Consider the following 16,348-nt stretch of genomic DNA (forward strand, 5'->3'; position numbering starts at 1 on the left):
TTAAAAATTAGAACATACTCTCACATTCTTTTTCTTCCTCCTTGCCTATAATAGTAACATTGCTTTCTCACGGAATGAAAGATTTTTCATTAAAAACTAATAATATAATATTCGAAACTTATTTGGAAAACAACCATGTATGTAAGGTCATTGCTATGAATATTTATAAACTCTGTAAAGTCGAGTGGTTTAAACTTTCTATTGGATACCAAGCTCCCTAATATGTTAAAAGAAAATCACGCTATGCAAATATTCGACTTTATTTCCCGGGAAATGACATTTGGTTACAATCTTATTAGTAAACGTAGAAGGTTAAATAGTATATGTGTAAATGAAACTTTTAAAATATACCGAACAACTTTCAAATCTCCACCAACTAAATAATCTATATGATTCTGTTAAAGTATACGAATTAATAAATAATCTATATAATAATCATCATAAGATGCTATAGATCAGGAGATGAAGCAATGAAAAACCATGAAATTGATTACAAACTATTTGGGGACGATATGCAATTTGTCGAAATTGAGCTTGATCCCGAGGAAACAGTAATTGCTGAGGCCGGCAGTCTGATGATGATGAATGAAGAAATTCAGATGGAAACTATTTTTGGCGATGGATCGTCCACTCAAAATGGCTTAATGGATAAATTACTTGGTGCAGGTAAACGAGTATTAACTGGTGAAAGTCTATTCATGACGACATTCACAAATAAAGGTACCGGAAAAAAGCATGTATCTTTTGCTTCACCATATCCAGGTAAAATAATTCCAATTGATTTAAATACGATTAATGGAAAATTAATTTGCCAAAAAGATGCTTTTTTAGCAGCCGCAAAAGGGGTTTCTGTTGGAATTGAGTTTCAACGAAAAATTGGTGCTGGTTTCTTCGGAGGAGAAGGGTTTATCATGCAGAAACTTGCGGGAGACGGCATGGCCTTTATTCATGCAGGTGGAACTATTCATCAAAAAGACCTTCAAGCTGGCGAAACATTAAAGGTAGATACAGGCTGTCTTGTTGCGATGACAGGTGGAGTTGATTATGATATTGAGTTCGTACGTGGCGTTAAAACAGCATTGTTTGGGGGCGAAGGGTTGTTCTTTGCAACATTAAAAGGGCCAGGGACTGTTTGGGTTCAATCACTTCCTTTCAGCAGACTGGCAAGCCGAGTATTTGCTGCTGCTCCACAACACGGGGGTTCAAAAGACGAAGGTAGTATCGTCGGCGGATTATTTAACATACTGGGTGGCGACAGAAAATAGTAAATAAAAGGAGGAAAGATGAAACAAGAAATTTCCTCCTCATTCAATCACTCTTCAATGGAAAATGTTCCTTCTACAAGAAGATTGGTCTCATCTTTAAATATACGAACAATATAATCACCTGGCTCATACTCACCATCATAATCGACAACGTGAAACTCATATAACATTTCATTCCATGTAGGGTCTACTTTGTCATACCATTCTTCGTAAATTTCTTCTTTATTATTATCATTTTTCAATGTTGTAATCTTTATTTCACTCGTTCCAAAAGCTTTTTTCGAATAAGCTTCTAATAAAAAATCTTCATTAGACCGAAATGTAGACTTTTTATCTTGAATTCCATCCTCAAATGTCCCCGTACCGAAAATCATTCCTTCTCTACCACCAATTACATCCAAAATTGTTCCACAACCGGATAAAAAAAGAAGAACCATTAACATAGAAATACCAATAAACTTCTTCATCCATGTATCCCCCAATTATTAATTTAGCAAGTTGTTTATGTATAATTGATAATGTATATGTATATACATGCTACTATTATTTATCTTATCAAATAGTGAAACCACCTTCAAAAAGAAGGTGGCTTCTTCACCATTGCTATTCCGATTATGCCTGTTCTACCGATTCTTTTTTCAACTTATGTTTTTTAACGAAATCATTTAATATTTCTTTTAAATTCGGATTACCGACCTCATCTAAGTCATAATGAACCCGTGTGCACGGCTTATTAATATCGATGATTCTAGATAAATCAATCGGTGTCCCGATAATAACTGCATCACAGTCTGTTTGATTAATTGTTTCTTCTAAATCTTTTAATTGTTGTTCCCCATATCCCATTGCCGGAAGAACATTGCCAATATGGCTATATTTTGAAAATGTATCTTTAATAGAACCAACCGCAAATGGACGCGGATCAACCGATTCAGTTGCTTCCAAACGCTGTGCAGCAACCATACCTGCTCCAATATTCATTTCGCCATGTGTAAGTGTCGGTCCATCCTCTACGATTAACACACGTTTTCCTTTAATAATTTCTGGATTATCAACTGTTATAGTTGATTCAGCTTTAATAATTGTGCTATCAGGACTTACACGTTTAATATTATTTTCAACAATTTCAATCGACTCTTGATCTGCACTATCAATCTTGTTAATAATTGAAACATCAGTCGTTCTTAAAGCAACCTCACCTGGGTAATACTTTAACTCATGTCCCGGACGATGTGGGTCTAAAACTGTTACGGCTAAGTCTGGCTCGTAAAATGAGAAATCATTATTACCGCCATCCCATAAAATCACATCACAACCATCTGGGTCATTTTCAACCGCTGTTAATATATCTGCATAATCAACTCCAGCATAAACCGTATTTCCCCGTGCTACATGCGGCTCATACTCTTCCATCTCTTCAATCGTACATTTATGTTTCTCAAGATCTTCCACAGTCGCAAACCGCTGTACACGCTGTGCATTCAAATCACCGTACGGCATCGGATGTCTAACTGCGATAACTTTGATATCTTGTTCCAATAATGTTTCAATAATTTTACGTGATGTTTGGCTTTTACCAGTTCCCGTTCTAACCGCACAAACAGAAATAACAGGCTTATTACTTTTTAACATCGTATTTTTCGGTCCAAGTAGTGTAAAATCCGCTCCTGCTGCATTAACGATCGCACTAACGCTCATCACTTCCTCATAAGGAACGTCGCTATAAGCGAAAACACATTCATCAACATTAAACTCTTTTATTAACGATGGTAATTCATCCTGTGAATAAATTGGAATTCCTTCCTTATACAATTCTCCAGCCAATTCACTCGGATATTTACGACCATCTATATCAGGAATTTGTGCAGCAGTAAAAGCTACGACATTAAATTCCACTTTGTTTCTATAATACGTATTAAAATTATGAAAATCTCTTCCAGCAGCACCTATAATAATAATATTTTTCTTATCCAACGCACTCTCTCCCTAAACATTCGAATCTGTTAGTATTTATTATACATAAATATGTATAAAAATACAAAGGGAAAATGACTTTTTTTTAATGTTTTTTTAAAAAAGAAAAATTTAAGGTCATAACCTTCAAATCAAACGGTGTCAATTACGTTCTAACTATTGAACAATGAGGATATGACTTCAGATATTATGGGGATGAAGTTTCTATTAACCAAATTATATATTCGCAAAAAGAGGAGTGCATAAAACGGTAGGGAATTATTGATGGGGCAGAGAATAAAAGGTATGAGTATTGAATTAAAAATCATACAGAGTCGATTCGCCCTCTGAATGTGGTACACAAAACACTAATTTAGGGAAAACGACTCTGCTGAACTGGCTGAAAACTGACTTAGCACCAAGTAAGAAAAGGTTCTACTTACTTAATTAGACATTTTCCAAAATGTCTTAGGAGCAGGACTGTTAAAGGTAAGCTCTTCATTTGTTGTTGGATGGGTAAGTGTTAATTTATGGGCATGAAGACCAAGCCTGCGAATTGGGTTTGACTGAGCACCATATTTTTTATCGCCGACTACTGGATGACCTAGATCTTGCATATGCACTCGAATTTGATTTTTTCGCCCTGTCACCAAATGAACTTCGAGCAACGAAAACCGATTATTTGATTGCAACACTGTGTAATTTGTTTTGGCAAACTGGCCATCATTTTTTTCCGAACTTGAATACATACGATGTGCCTTTGTTTCCCTCAGCCATGAAGTAATGGTTCCAGACTTTTCTTTCACTTTCCCTTCTACAAGCGCCAGATATCCTCGCTCCTTGACTCTCTTGTTCCAGCTATCTTGCAACTGACGTTTTACCTGTTCATTTTTGGCAAACATCATGACACCAGATGTGTCTTGATCCAATCTATGAACAATGTAAATCTGATTACGCGGATTCTTTTTTCTAACATAATCCATTAACTGATGATGAGCTGTTTTTCGCTTTTCTTTTTGATTTGCAATGGATAGTAAGCCTGCTTCTTTATCAATGACTATCATTTCTGTGTCTTCATAAAGAATCGACATTCCGATTAATGCGCCTTCTCTCCTAGCTTCTTTATTTGGTAAGACGGAGACAATCTGCCCGGGGTTAAGTTCATATTTATAAAAAGTTTCAATATGATCATCGACAGATACCTGTCCACGCTCCAGTATTGACTTTACGGAGTTTCGTCCACGTTTAGGCATTACCTTTAACAGGAAAAGTAATAAAGTAGTTGACTCTTCAACCGCATAATGCTTTGATTTGCTCGCTAGATGTTTTTTATTGTTAGGCAATAGTATAACTCCTTTTATCGTACATATTGTATACTTTATTGTTCTTCTATATTTTCAAGCTAATTATAGCGCATATATATAGGAAACTTCTATTTCTTGGTGTATTATACCATTCTTGCCATGGATTTGTTCTTTTTAAGTTCATATGAATTTATTTGATAAGATTTGGTAAACTGAACAAAGTAACTAAGAACATTGATTTTTTGTGAGGTGATTTAATGACAAGTACAACGCCGAAACCATGGATATTCTTATTAACAATCGGTCTAGGCACCTTATTAAATCCGTTAAATTCGTCAATGATCTCTGTCGCGTTAACACAGATGCAACGTGATTTTTCCTTAACATTTGCTGATGCGTCTTGGCTTATATCCGTCTTTTATCTAGCAAGTTCAGTTGGTCAACCTGTTATGGGAAAACTAAGCGATATGTTCGGTGCGAAACGTTTATTTATTGCCGGCCTTATTCTAATCGTTTTCGCTTGTGGATTAGCACCATTTGCACCGAATTATGGATTTTTACTAGGTTGTCGTGCCTTGCAGGCAATTGGTAGTTCTACCTTGTTTCCAAGCGGGATGAGTATGATACGTGCACATATTACGACAAATCAAGCTCGCGCGATTAGCTTTATTAGCATATTTTCTTCCACATCAGCAGCATTTGGACCGACAATCGGAGGGCTAGTAGTCGCTAATTGGAATTGGCCCGCTATCTTCCTCATAAATATTCCGATAATTATCGTCGCCTTTTTTATGGCAATTTTCTTCTTACCACAGACAAGTAAAGTGAATATTGACCTTAAACGAATTGACATGATCGGGATCATTCTGTTCATTATTTCTGTATTCGGATTAATTTTATTCTTGCTCTCCTTAGCCGAGCATATTCGTTGGTGGGCATTGATTATCTTTGTCTTTTTCGGAATCCTTTTCTTCCAATTTGAGAGGAAGAAAAAAGAGCCTTTTATCGATGTTGAAGCACTACGTAACAATAAAAATGTTACTATTGTTTATGTTTTATTTATGTTGATCAACGCTGTTTACTATAACTATTTTTTCGGTCTGCCAACGCTTTTACAACAAGTACGCGGGTATAGTGAGGAACACACTGGTCTTATTATGCTTGCACTAGCAGGCTTTAGCGTCATCGTTACCCCGTTAGTAGGAATTCTTATCGACCGAAAAGGAGCAAAGCCAGCTGCAATTATTGGGGCAATTTTTCTTCTTATCGGTACAGGACTTTTACTTACTTACAATGAAAATTCCGTACTTTGGTTGCTGATGATGAATATGGCAATCCTCGGAATCAGTAATGGGTTTAATAATATATCTGCCCAGACAGCACTCTATGAACATATTGACGAAAAAGATACTGGTTCCGCTTCCGGTTTATTTCAAACAAGTCGTTACTTAGGGGCAATTTTATCTAGTAGCTTCCTCGGCTTGTCATTTACAGGACATCTTGATATTGCACATTTTCACATAGTAGCTATCGTTTCCTTTATAGCTTGTGTGGGGATTGTTTGGTTAACTTTACTATTGCCAAAGAAGAGTTAGAAAAAAATAAAATTAACTGTATCTCTTCACATATTACAGTAAATGATTTGAAATCTAGTCGGTTTACTTTTTATCTAATTAAGGAAAACTAGTTTAGAGGTGAAAAGAGATGAAGAAACAACATAAACCGGAAACAACCAGGCATTTAATAAGAAGATATATTTTTCTCGTAATCGGAGCAACACTAGCTGCAACTGCAATTGAATTGTTTTTAGTTGAAAATACTATTATTGATGGTGGGATTATCGGGATTTCTCTATTACTCAATCATTTAACAAATATCAACTTCGGTATATTAGTATTCGTGATTAATTTACCTTTTTTATATTTCGGGTATAAATACATTGGAAAGAGTTTCTCTTTTGCATCTCTGTTCGGAATTATCATCTTAGCTGTCATCGAACCAAGCCTGCAACCATTTCCTGCTATTACAAACGAGCCTCTCCTTGCAACAGTTTTCGGAGGATTGATACTGGGAGCCGGAGTAGGTATTGTCATTCGAGTAGGTGGAGCATTAGATGGAACGGAAATTTTAAGTATTTTACTTACGAAAAAAATTCCCTTTTCAGTCGGCGAAATGGTCATGTTTTTTAATATCTTCATTTTTGGCTGGGCAGGCTTTGTACTTGGCTGGGAACAAGCTATGTATTCGATACTTACCTATTACATCGCTTCGAAGACGATCGATGCTATTACCCAAGGGTTTAACGATACGAAAGCAGCCATCATTGTGTCCGATCAATATGAAGAAATTGCAGATACAATTAATCAACGGCTCGGTCGCACTGTAACCAGATTACATGGTCAAGGAGGTTTTTTCGGTGAAGAAAAAGATATCATCTATGTTGTTATTATCCGACTGGAAATTTCAAAATTAAAAGATATTATTTACGAAATTGATCCTAATGCTTTTACGACGATAATGGATGCTCAAGAAGCGCGAGGAGGAAAGTTTAAATCAGCGATACATTAAAAAGCAAACATAGACTTATCGAGGTAAAAAGGAAAATAGCAATACATAAATCATTTAATCAAAAATCGTTCGCTCATTAATTAAACAAATGAACGAACGATAGTAACTACTCTTTTTATAATTTAAACTGTCCTACTATTTCATTTAATTCTTCTGCAAGTTTTGCCAAGTCATTTGAACTAAATGATATTTCCTCCATAGAGGCACTTGCCTGTTCAGAAGATGCCGATGTCTCTTCAATGCCAGCTGCCGATTCTTCTGATACTGCAGCAATATCTTCGATCGAATTATTTATTTCTTGACCTCTTGTTGCCATGCTCTCTAAATTGCCAGATACGAGTCGAATATTATTGACCATTTCCATGACCGCAGAATTAATACCGATAAACTTCTCAGCTGTTGTTTCAATTTGCTGAGTACCTTCTTCCACTTCTTTATATTAAATTGTCATGAAAGACTAGACAAATAAAGTAAGTGTAGTTTTCAACTACATATATAATATCGAGATTATTAGTTAAAAGTTTAGGTAAAAATACTCATATGAAAATAAAAATAAATTGAAAAAATTCAGATTAAAATAACTATTAATTGATATATCTTATTGTTTATTTAACCTCTACCGTCATATAAGCTAAAAAATATGAAAGTTTTCAATTTCAAACCTAGATACGTAATTTCTCTTTTTAAATCAACACCGGTATGTACCTCTTATAGAAATCATCAGCTAAAATAATTATCCCCAATTAATTAACTTAGTTATAGACAGTTTGCTTACATAGATATCCATCCATTTTTAATAACTTTTTTATACCAGTAAAAACTATCCTTTCTCGTTCTTTCTAATGTGTTAAAGTTTACATGGATTAGACCAAAGCGCATAGCATACCCTTCCGTCCACTCAAAATTATCTAATAATGACCAAGCTAGGTATCCCTTAATGTTTACTCCTGAATCTATACTTCTTTGTAACGAAGTTAAATGCTGTTTTAAGTAGTTAATACGATTATCATCTTGCACACGACCATTTTTGACATCATCATTATAACAGGCACCATTCTCAGTGATATAGATTGGGATATTCCCGTACTGATTCTTAATCTTCGTCAGTAGTTTATAAAAACCTTCGGGATAAATATTCCACCCAATATCCGTTTTGGTATAACCAATATCCACTTTTTCTACATCTAATAATCCCTCGTCTTTTTTATATCTTCCAACACTTCCAGAATAATAATTAATCCCAACAAAGTCAATCGGTTGATGGATGGTCTCCATATCATTTTCTTCTATCGGAAGTGTAATTCCTTTTTTTCTAAACCAATCTAACATGAAATCTGGATACTTACCCTTAAAAACTGGATCAAAAAACCATTCGATAAATATCCCCATTCCTCTATTACAAGCATCGATATCTTCCTTTTGGACACTAAAAGGTTCAAGCCACTCTCCGTTCGGTGCGTAACCAATTTCACCCTCAATACCTAAATCTCTAAATTGCGAAACAGCTTTACCATGAGCTAGCAGCAGATGATGCGATATTGTCGTAGCTAGTTGTAAGTTTGTATTTCCGGGAGCATGTTTACCTTCATAATTAGATAAAAAAGAGACACACCAAGGCTCATTAATCGTAATCCATTTTTTAATCTTTCCACCGAATTCTTCAAACATGACACGTGCATAATTAGCGAATGCATCAACAACTTCCCTGTTGCCCCATCCCCCTATATCCTGCATTGACTGTGGTAGGTCCCAATGATACAACGTACACATTGGCTCAATGCCATTCTCCAATAAAGTATCTACAAATCGATGATAAAATTCTAGCCCTTTCCGGTTAGGTTCGCCTTTACCCAATGGAAAAATTCGAGGCCATGAAACAGAAAATCTATATATATCAATACCAAGTTCCTTCATTAATTGTATATCTTCTTCATAGCGATGATAGCTGTCACAGGCGATATCACCATTGTCACCATTACGTATAATACCCGGCGTATGAGAATAAGTATCCCAAATGGACAAACCTCTTCCGTCTTTATCAACAGCACCTTCAATTTGATATGCAGCTGTCGCAGTTCCCCATTCGATATCTTTAGAAAATTTTATCACGGCCATCTTTATATCCTCCAATACATATTTTACATCTATAAATGATGATAAAAATACCTGCACGAAACGTTTATGATTCCCTTATAATTAATTCGGAATCGATTAAAATAGGTTTGATTTTCTTTGTATCATTAATTAGATCATTTAAAATATTTGCGGCAAACTTTCCTAGCATATCTTTCTGTTGCCTCATAGTAGATAATTTTGGACTACTGTATCGGCATGCATGAATATCGTCACAACCAATAATTCGAATATCTTCCGGTACATTTAAACCTTTTTCTTCAATTGCACGTAATGCTCCGAACGCCATTAAGTCAGAAATAGCAAAAACTGCCTTCGGATATGGTTTCTTTTTCATTATTTTATTCATGGCAAGATAACCACTTTCTTCATAAAAATCGCCATATTGCATCCAATTTTCTTTGATATCCATTCCTAGTTGATTCATCGTTTTAATAAAACCTATTTTTCTATTTTTGGCAACAACAGAATCCCTCGTGCTGCCAATATATCCAATATCCCTTATTCCACTCAAATATAGCTGTTGAACAACTTTTTTGGATAGACTTTCATTATCTGTCATCACGTAACTTGCTCTTGGACCATTCAATTCAATATCGATCCCAACACAAGGAATTCCACTGTTCACCAGTTCTTGAATCCCTTCCTCTACTTCATCACCAGCAATAATAACGCATCCTTCTACATGGTAGTATTTACATCTAGCTAAATAACTACCGCCATCGTGTTCAAATCCTTCATTAGAAAACACAATAATGTCATATCCTAATTTTCCTATTATTTTTTTAAATGCAGTAACTACTTCATTAAAAAATGGATGATTAAAATCAACGTTTATCTTTCCTGCATAGATTAAACCAATTAATTTTGATTTTTTAGTTGCGAGTGTTCTAGCTGTAAACATTGGATGATATTCTTTTTCCTTGATTACATCTAATACTTTTTTTCTCGTTTTATCACTAACTCCACTATACTTATTCATGACTTTTGAAACAGTTGATGGTGAGACACCTGCTAGTTCAGCAATATTTTTTATTGTTAGATTCATTTTATCCCTCAATTTATAGAATTTATCAATATTATTTTAAGATTTAACAGAACCTTCTGTAATACTAGCAATAAATAACTTATTAAAGATTAAAAATACAATCACCAATGGGACGGTGGACCAAAACACACCTGATAAGAGCATTCCAAAATCTACTTTAAATGTATTATTCAATGAAGCAAGAGCCACTTGTATCGTATACATTTCAGGATCTCGAAGTACTGTAAATTGCCATAAAAACTCGCCCCAAGTTGCTGTAAATACGATGATACCTAAAGTTGCAAAAGCCGGAAGTATAATCGGCAAAACTACTTTTCTATATATTTTAAAATTTGAAGCACCATCTAGCTTTGCCGCTTCAATTAATTCATCAGATATTGCTTTACTAATATATTGTCTCATTAGAAATATCCCCAACGGATTAAGAAAAAATAGAATCATCACCCCTTGTAATGTGTCTAATAATCCTGCTTTTGCTATTACAAGGTACTGAGGAATTAGCCCTAATTGTGGTGGAATTACCATTGTTAATAATATCGCTACAAAAAGTACATTTTTTCCCGGAAATTTAAACTTTGCAAAAGCAAAACCTGCTAAAGAACTTATGAATAAAACTACCAACGTGACAACGGTACAAAGTACGAACGAATTCCACATTGCCCCGAAGAAATTGATCTGTTGTAAAACTTTTTGAAAGTTTTCCACTAGCATAGTACCGGGAGTAATAGTAGGAGGTATAGAATTATAAGCAGCACTAGGTCGTGTGGCCATAACAAACATCCAATAAAATGGAAATAATGACATAAGAGAAGCAAGGAACAAAAAGAAATACATTAAAATCTTGTTTAACGGGAATTTCTTTCCGCCTGTTGTTTGCTTCATTTTCTTACCCCCTTCCTTCTAAACCCTATACCAGATGTGAGAGTCAAATTAATTGTAGCTAACGCCGTAATTAATACTACCAAGATTACTGCAGTAGCTGATGCAGTTCCGAAAGACTGTAAGCTAAATGCATCGCGGTATAAATACATAACTACTGTCATCGCTTCATCCCTTGTAAAAGCACTGGCTCCCAAAAATACGGTAGGTTCTGAAAATAGTTGTAACGCACCGACTGTTGAAAAAAATACCGTTAATAAGACGAAGGGTTTTAAAAGTGGTAAAGTAATATATCTAAATTGCTGAAGTTTACTTGCTCCATCTATTGTTGCTGCTTCATAAAGATCATTTGATATACTTTGCAATCCTGCTAGATAGATAATTGTGTTATATCCTACCCACCTCCAAAACACCATAAGAGAGATGGCAATTTTAGATCCCCATTCTGACGTACTCCAATTTATCGGGTCCTTTCCAAACAAACTTAATATATAATTAGCCATTGAAGAATCTTGATTACTAAACAATACACTAAATACAAGTGCAACTGCTACCATGGATGTGATATAGGGCATGAAGATCGTTACTCTAAAAAATTGTTTAAAACGTAAAAGGGCCTGATTTAATAAAAAGGCTAAAATGAGCCCCACAACTAATTGAGGCGCAGTTCCTAAAAGTCCCATAACGATTGTATTATATACCGATTTCCAAAATAGAGAATCAGTTAAAACGATTCTGAAGTTATTCAACCCTACAAATTCCATAGGAGCGAATCCATTCCAACTTTGAAATGACAAATACATACTAAATAATGCCGGAAACAATCCAACTAAAATAAAAATAATAAAAAATGGCGAAACAAATAAATATCCCGAAATTATATCTTTTTTTTCTTCCGATAAATATCTTTTTTTAATTCCTTGCTTCTTCGCTGCCATTTTCACACCTCGTTCTTTTAAATAAGTGGATATGATGTTTTAGTTGGAAAACACCATATCCATTATTTAAATTTTCTCTCCTAGCGGTTAACTAATTCTTGAGCCCGCTGAACTGCTTCCTCCCATTCCTTTTCGGGATCAGCACCTTCTTGAACATTTGTCAAAGCTGTTAAAATCTCATTATTTACAGGAACATATTTCTCTCCCTTATAAACAGCTTCCGAAATATTATTCGCTGCTTCACCAAACACTACAGATGTTACCTGTCCTCCAAAAAATTCATCTTCATTCGTTTTAAATTCTTCCATGTCATACACAGATGGTGCAGAGGGGAACAACCCATGACTTTTGAAAGAATTTAGTTGATTTTCAGGAGATGTTAGCCATTGAATAAAATTATAAGCTTCTACGGCATGTTTCGTTTCTGCTGGAATAGCTAAAAATGATCCACCCCAGTTAGCGGAAAATTCTTTTGGTAACGTTGCAACCCGAAACAAACCTGATGCATCAGGTGCATTTCCTTCCATCCAACCTTTAAGCCAACCTGGACCTAATTCTGCAGCAAAATCACCATCATTTACTGCATTTGCCCATTCAGGCGTCCACATCTCAAAATTGCCTACCAAACCTGCTTCATTTAACTCCACTGCAAAGTCATAAGCTTCTTTTACAAGACTTTCTTCTTTATCGATTAATAATTCTCCATCCGGATTTAAATGTGAGTTTGGTGCTGCATCTAAATAAGCTCTATATGCCATTTCCATACTATCTACAAAAGGTTTACCCGTAGTTTCTTTCACCTTTTTAGCAGCTTCTTTTAAAGCATTTGGAGAATTAATCAAAGCAGCGACTTCATCAGGATCGGTCGGTAGTCCAGCTTCTTCAAACACATCAATGCGATAATATAAAGCTTTTGGTCCAATATCAGTCGGTAAACCAACTAAAAAATCACCCTCTGTATTTTGAGCAGTATTCCAAGCCCAATCCTGATAATTACCAGCAACTTCTTCGGCACCTAAATCAAATAAATTATTAAAACGATCTTGCGCTTGCTTAAAACGATCTAATTGATCTACTTCTATCATGGCAATATCTGGAGCTCCGGTTCCTGCTGATAACGCGGTAAACAATGCATCATGATGATCTGCGTTCTCGGAAGTTTTAAACTTTATTTTCACATGAGGATTTTCTTTTTCATACTCCTTGATTAATTCGTCATACCCTGTAGCTCCAAATGTCCAAAAGTTAAGTGTGATATTTTCATCCGATTTCTTATCCCCGGAATTGGGATTATCTTGAGACGCATCTTTATCAGAACTACCACAGGCCACTAAAGAAAAAGCTACACTTAAAATTAAGACTAAGAAAAATAAACGTTTAATTCTTATCATTTTTTTACCCCCTACTAAAATTTAATAAATACTTAAACTTATTTGGACGGATTTACGATTTTTCTTTCAATCCCCCTCTACCCTATAAATTTTTTATCTGAAGTGAATTATGCATTAAGTCTAGGATAGAAATCGGTTTCTATAATTCGATTAAAAAAAGTATTTTAACATTTTTATATGTTTAGTTTTGAATATTTCAATTAAATCTTCGCTTCATTCTAGAAAATATAGAAATCGATTTCTATTTTATTTGTTTCGCTTTTCATTTTTTCTATTAATTTACATGAAGCAAGAATTTGTTTAACTGCATAGAAATACAGAAGATTTAATATCATCGCTGAAGAAAAAAGGAGTATCTAACAGTGTGAAGATGGCAATATATTTTATAGTCCAGTAAATATAAGCACTTATTAGGAAATCGGTTTCAATCTTGTTTTTAAATTTGATTATTATTAGTAAATGTCAGAAAAATTAAAAATAGAACTAAATGAAAAGATTTATTTTAATAAATAAAATATAGATTTTGTTCATCAAGCTTAAAAAGACAATGAAAAAACCAGGCAGTATATTCTCTACCTGGTTTACATTGTTTTAAAAACTTATCTGATATTCATCTCACTCGGCTCATGATTAATCCGCTCATCACGATCGAGCTCGTTAATTTTCTCCATATCGTCATCACTTAGCTCAAAATCAAATACGTTTAAGTTTTCTTCCATTCTTGATGGCGTGACTGTTTTTGGGATAACGATATAATTTGATTGAAGATGCCAGCGCAATATAATTTGTGCTGGTGTTTTACCATGTTTTTTGGCCAACTCACTAATCACATTATCTTCCAAAATCTTTCTTCCATTCATTAATGGGCTATATGACTCAAGATAAATTGAATGTCTCTTACAAAACTCTTGAAGTTCCTTTTGTTGTAAATATGGATGACATTCTACTTGGTTAACAACAGGAACGACTTCACATTCTTCTAGCAATCTTTCTAAATGTTCTATATTAAAATTACAAACTCCAATTGATTTTACGCGACCGTCTTTATATAACTTCTCCAAAGCTTTATATGTCTCTATGTATTGATCATATTTTGGTGTCGGCCAGTGAATTAAATATAAATCGATATAGTCTAAACCAAGACGCTCAAGACTTTCATCAAAAGCTTTTAATGTTTGATCATACCCTTGATCAGCATTCCAAACTTTCGTTGTAATAAATAATTCTTCTCTCGGTACCGATACTTGCTTTAACCCTTCACCAACACCGGACTCATTTTGATACACTTTCGCCGTGTCAATTAAACGGTACCCAACGTCAATTGCCTCTTTGACTACAGTTGCCGCTGTTTCGTCTGGAATTTTCCATACTCCTAAACCTAACTGAGGCATTTTGATTCCATTATTCAATGTGACTAAATTCATCTGATCACTTCCTTCTACTTTGTTTAAGTATAGTTAATATACCCGAAAATTTCATGTAAAGAACCTATTCTATATATACGACGTCAGATAGTAGAATCCCTTTTCTTGATGTGTTGATGTGAATCTGAAAAATCGGCTCAATTTAAGTAGTCTTGCTCAGATAACCGAAAAGAGGTAAGCGATTTATCTTATGCTACTACTTATTTTTAAATTCACCTTATGAGGAAAGATATAGAAAGTTAATAATTGACATTTAAGAGGGAGATGAGTCTTATGCCACTCGGTAAAAAATCAATAAAAATGGTTAAGCAGAGATATAAGCTCCACTTAACCCAGTCCCAGTTATAAACTATTTAAAAACCGATCTATTTCAGCTTCAGTATTATAAAAATGAGGTGACACGCGAATGCCAGAACGGAAATTCACTGTTATATTATGTTTCGAAATATCCTCTATATTACGTCCGGAGAATAATGTAATTCCTGATTTGCTATCCAGTGGAGAGAGCAGACTTATATTCGGAATCGCCCTTAATCCATCTCGTAACCGCGCTGTCAACATCGGAACCCGCTCATATATTTTTGCTCGAAGAGGCTGGAGTAGACGTAACGCTTCATGAATTCCAGCGATTGCAGAAAAATTCATATTTCCTGTTTCATAACGTCTAGCATCCTCACTTAAACGATACTCAATTTTTTCATAGTCAAACGGATTTTCCATACTTGCCCAGCCTACCCAAGGCATATCCAATTTATCCATCGCATTTTTATTTACATATACGAAGGAAATTCCATCAGGTCCCATTGCCCATTTATAAAAGCCACTAACTAACACATCAATATGACATGTCGAAACATCGAGTTCATTCGTTGCAAATCCTTGAATAGCATCCACTACAAAAAATATATCATTGTTCTTACAAAACTCACCAAGTTTCTGAAGGTCAATCATATTTCCATTTGTCGCACTTACCCAACTTACGCTGATTACTTTTGTTTTATCTGTCACAGCATCAATAATTTGTTCAGCGGTTAGTTTATTTTCTACAAATGGAATAATCTTCACATGTACACCGCGTTCCTCTAACGCTAACCAAGGATAAATATTTGCTGGAAATTCTTTTTCAGGGATAATCACTTCATCCCCGGCTGAAAAATCGATTCCCTGTGCAGCTAAATTAATTCCGGCCGAAGTATTCCATAAAAAAGTAATCTCTTTTGGATTGGCATGGATCCAATCAGCGATTAATCCACGTGTTTCTCCAACGATATTCCACCAAGTTGTAAAATCTGGTCCCTTTGTTTGTCGTTGAACATGAAAATCATGAATACGATTAACCACATCATTATGTAGTGGCCCCATCGCTGCATTATCTAGATACAGTTTTTCATGTAAAATTGGAATCCCTTCACGAAACTTCTTTATTTCTTCTCCGTCCATATTAA

At 34.9% G+C, this 16,348-nt stretch carries 14 protein-coding genes; 3 read left to right on the plus strand and 11 right to left on the minus strand.

From position 1 onward, the window contains the following. The first annotated feature begins 470 nt into the window (after nt 1-470). A complete protein-coding gene (locus SPD48_RS16180) occupies nt 471-1,265 on the plus strand; it encodes a TIGR00266 family protein (protein WP_336259151.1) in 795 nt (264 codons plus the stop codon). Between the two features lie 47 nt (nt 1,266-1,312). Here SPD48_RS16180 and SPD48_RS16185 read toward each other — a convergent pair whose 3' ends face one another. From SPD48_RS16185 to SPD48_RS16195, 3 genes are all read right to left on the minus strand, one after another. After that, nucleotides 1,313-1,732 carry a hypothetical protein gene (locus SPD48_RS16185; protein WP_336259152.1) on the minus strand — a complete coding sequence of 140 codons (420 nt, stop codon included), beginning with the start codon at nt 1,730-1,732 and terminating at the stop codon, nt 1,313-1,315. Nucleotides 1,733-1,877: 145 nt separating this feature from the next. Next, nucleotides 1,878-3,239, minus strand: coding sequence for a cyclic 2,3-diphosphoglycerate synthase (locus SPD48_RS16190; protein ID WP_336259153.1), 1,362 nt, complete (start codon nt 3,237-3,239; stop codon nt 1,878-1,880). A gap of 422 nt (nt 3,240-3,661) precedes the next feature. Beyond that, nucleotides 3,662-4,561: an RluA family pseudouridine synthase gene (locus SPD48_RS16195; protein ID WP_336259154.1), complete on the minus strand. Its 900-nt coding sequence runs from the start codon at nt 4,559-4,561 to the stop codon at nt 3,662-3,664. Nucleotides 4,562-4,779: 218 nt separating this feature from the next. Between SPD48_RS16195 and SPD48_RS16200 the strand changes: the two genes are divergently transcribed. Continuing rightward, nucleotides 4,780-6,117, plus strand: a complete 1,338-nt coding sequence (locus tag SPD48_RS16200; protein ID WP_336259155.1) for an MFS transporter — start codon at nt 4,780-4,782, stop codon at nt 6,115-6,117. Nucleotides 6,118-6,226: 109 nt separating this feature from the next. Then, nucleotides 6,227-7,090 carry a YitT family protein gene (locus SPD48_RS16205; protein ID WP_336259156.1) on the plus strand — a complete coding sequence of 288 codons (864 nt, stop codon included), beginning with the start codon at nt 6,227-6,229 and terminating at the stop codon, nt 7,088-7,090. A 115-nt stretch (nt 7,091-7,205) separates the two neighbouring features. Here SPD48_RS16205 and SPD48_RS16210 read toward each other — a convergent pair whose 3' ends face one another. From SPD48_RS16210 to SPD48_RS16245, 8 genes are all read right to left on the minus strand, one after another. After that, nucleotides 7,206-7,520, minus strand: coding sequence for a hypothetical protein (locus tag SPD48_RS16210; RefSeq protein ID WP_336259157.1), 315 nt, complete (start codon nt 7,518-7,520; stop codon nt 7,206-7,208). Nucleotides 7,521-7,861: 341 nt separating this feature from the next. Continuing rightward, a complete protein-coding gene (locus SPD48_RS16215) occupies nt 7,862-9,205 on the minus strand; it encodes a GH1 family beta-glucosidase (RefSeq protein WP_336259158.1) in 1,344 nt (447 codons plus the stop codon). A gap of 64 nt (nt 9,206-9,269) precedes the next feature. After that, on the minus strand, nt 9,270-10,283 hold the full coding sequence (locus SPD48_RS16220) for a LacI family DNA-binding transcriptional regulator (protein WP_336259159.1): 1,014 nt from the start codon (nt 10,281-10,283) through the stop codon (nt 9,270-9,272). 24 nt (nt 10,284-10,307) lie between these two features. After that, entirely contained in the window at nt 10,308-11,153 is an 846-nt protein-coding gene (locus tag SPD48_RS16225; RefSeq protein ID WP_336259160.1) for a carbohydrate ABC transporter permease, read from the minus strand. Then, nucleotides 11,150-12,088 (minus strand): carbohydrate ABC transporter permease, encoded by a 939-nt coding sequence (locus SPD48_RS16230; RefSeq protein ID WP_336259161.1) that lies wholly within the window; start codon nt 12,086-12,088, stop codon nt 11,150-11,152. Before SPD48_RS16230 ends, SPD48_RS16225 begins: the two co-directional genes overlap by 4 nt. Nucleotides 12,089-12,168: 80 nt before the next feature. Further along, nucleotides 12,169-13,479: an ABC transporter substrate-binding protein gene (locus tag SPD48_RS16235; protein WP_336259162.1), complete on the minus strand. Its 1,311-nt coding sequence runs from the start codon at nt 13,477-13,479 to the stop codon at nt 12,169-12,171. Nucleotides 13,480-14,078: 599 nt separating this feature from the next. Continuing rightward, nucleotides 14,079-14,903 (minus strand): aldo/keto reductase, encoded by an 825-nt coding sequence (locus SPD48_RS16240; protein ID WP_336259163.1) that lies wholly within the window; start codon nt 14,901-14,903, stop codon nt 14,079-14,081. A 342-nt stretch (nt 14,904-15,245) separates the two neighbouring features. After that, the gene (locus tag SPD48_RS16245; RefSeq protein ID WP_336259164.1) at nt 15,246-16,343 is read right to left on the minus strand and encodes an aminotransferase class V-fold PLP-dependent enzyme; all 1,098 of its coding nucleotides are present in this window, start codon (nt 16,341-16,343) and stop codon (nt 15,246-15,248) included. Nucleotides 16,344-16,348 lie beyond the last annotated feature (5 nt).

The organism is Pseudogracilibacillus sp. SE30717A (assembly GCF_037071985.1).
In the GTDB taxonomy this organism is placed as follows: domain Bacteria; phylum Bacillota; class Bacilli; order Bacillales; family Amphibacillaceae; genus Pseudogracilibacillus.

Coding starts and splice junctions, on each gene's coding strand:
- SPD48_RS16200 (WP_336259155.1), top strand. CDS start 4,780: ATGACAAGTACAACGCCGAAACCATGGATATTCTTATTAACAATCGGT.
- SPD48_RS16230 (WP_336259161.1), bottom strand. CDS start 12,088: ATGGCAGCGAAGAAGCAAGGAATTAAAAAAAGATATTTATCGGAAGAA.
- SPD48_RS16245 (WP_336259164.1), bottom strand. CDS start 16,343: ATGGACGGAGAAGAAATAAAGAAGTTTCGTGAAGGGATTCCAATTTTA.
- SPD48_RS16180 (WP_336259151.1), top strand. CDS start 471: ATGAAAAACCATGAAATTGATTACAAACTATTTGGGGACGATATGCAA.
- SPD48_RS16235 (WP_336259162.1), bottom strand. CDS start 13,479: ATGATAAGAATTAAACGTTTATTTTTCTTAGTCTTAATTTTAAGTGTA.
- SPD48_RS16205 (WP_336259156.1), top strand. CDS start 6,227: ATGAAGAAACAACATAAACCGGAAACAACCAGGCATTTAATAAGAAGA.
- SPD48_RS16185 (WP_336259152.1), bottom strand. CDS start 1,732: ATGAAGAAGTTTATTGGTATTTCTATGTTAATGGTTCTTCTTTTTTTA.
- SPD48_RS16215 (WP_336259158.1), bottom strand. CDS start 9,205: ATGGCCGTGATAAAATTTTCTAAAGATATCGAATGGGGAACTGCGACA.
- SPD48_RS16225 (WP_336259160.1), bottom strand. CDS start 11,153: ATGAAGCAAACAACAGGCGGAAAGAAATTCCCGTTAAACAAGATTTTA.
- SPD48_RS16240 (WP_336259163.1), bottom strand. CDS start 14,903: ATGAATTTAGTCACATTGAATAATGGAATCAAAATGCCTCAGTTAGGT.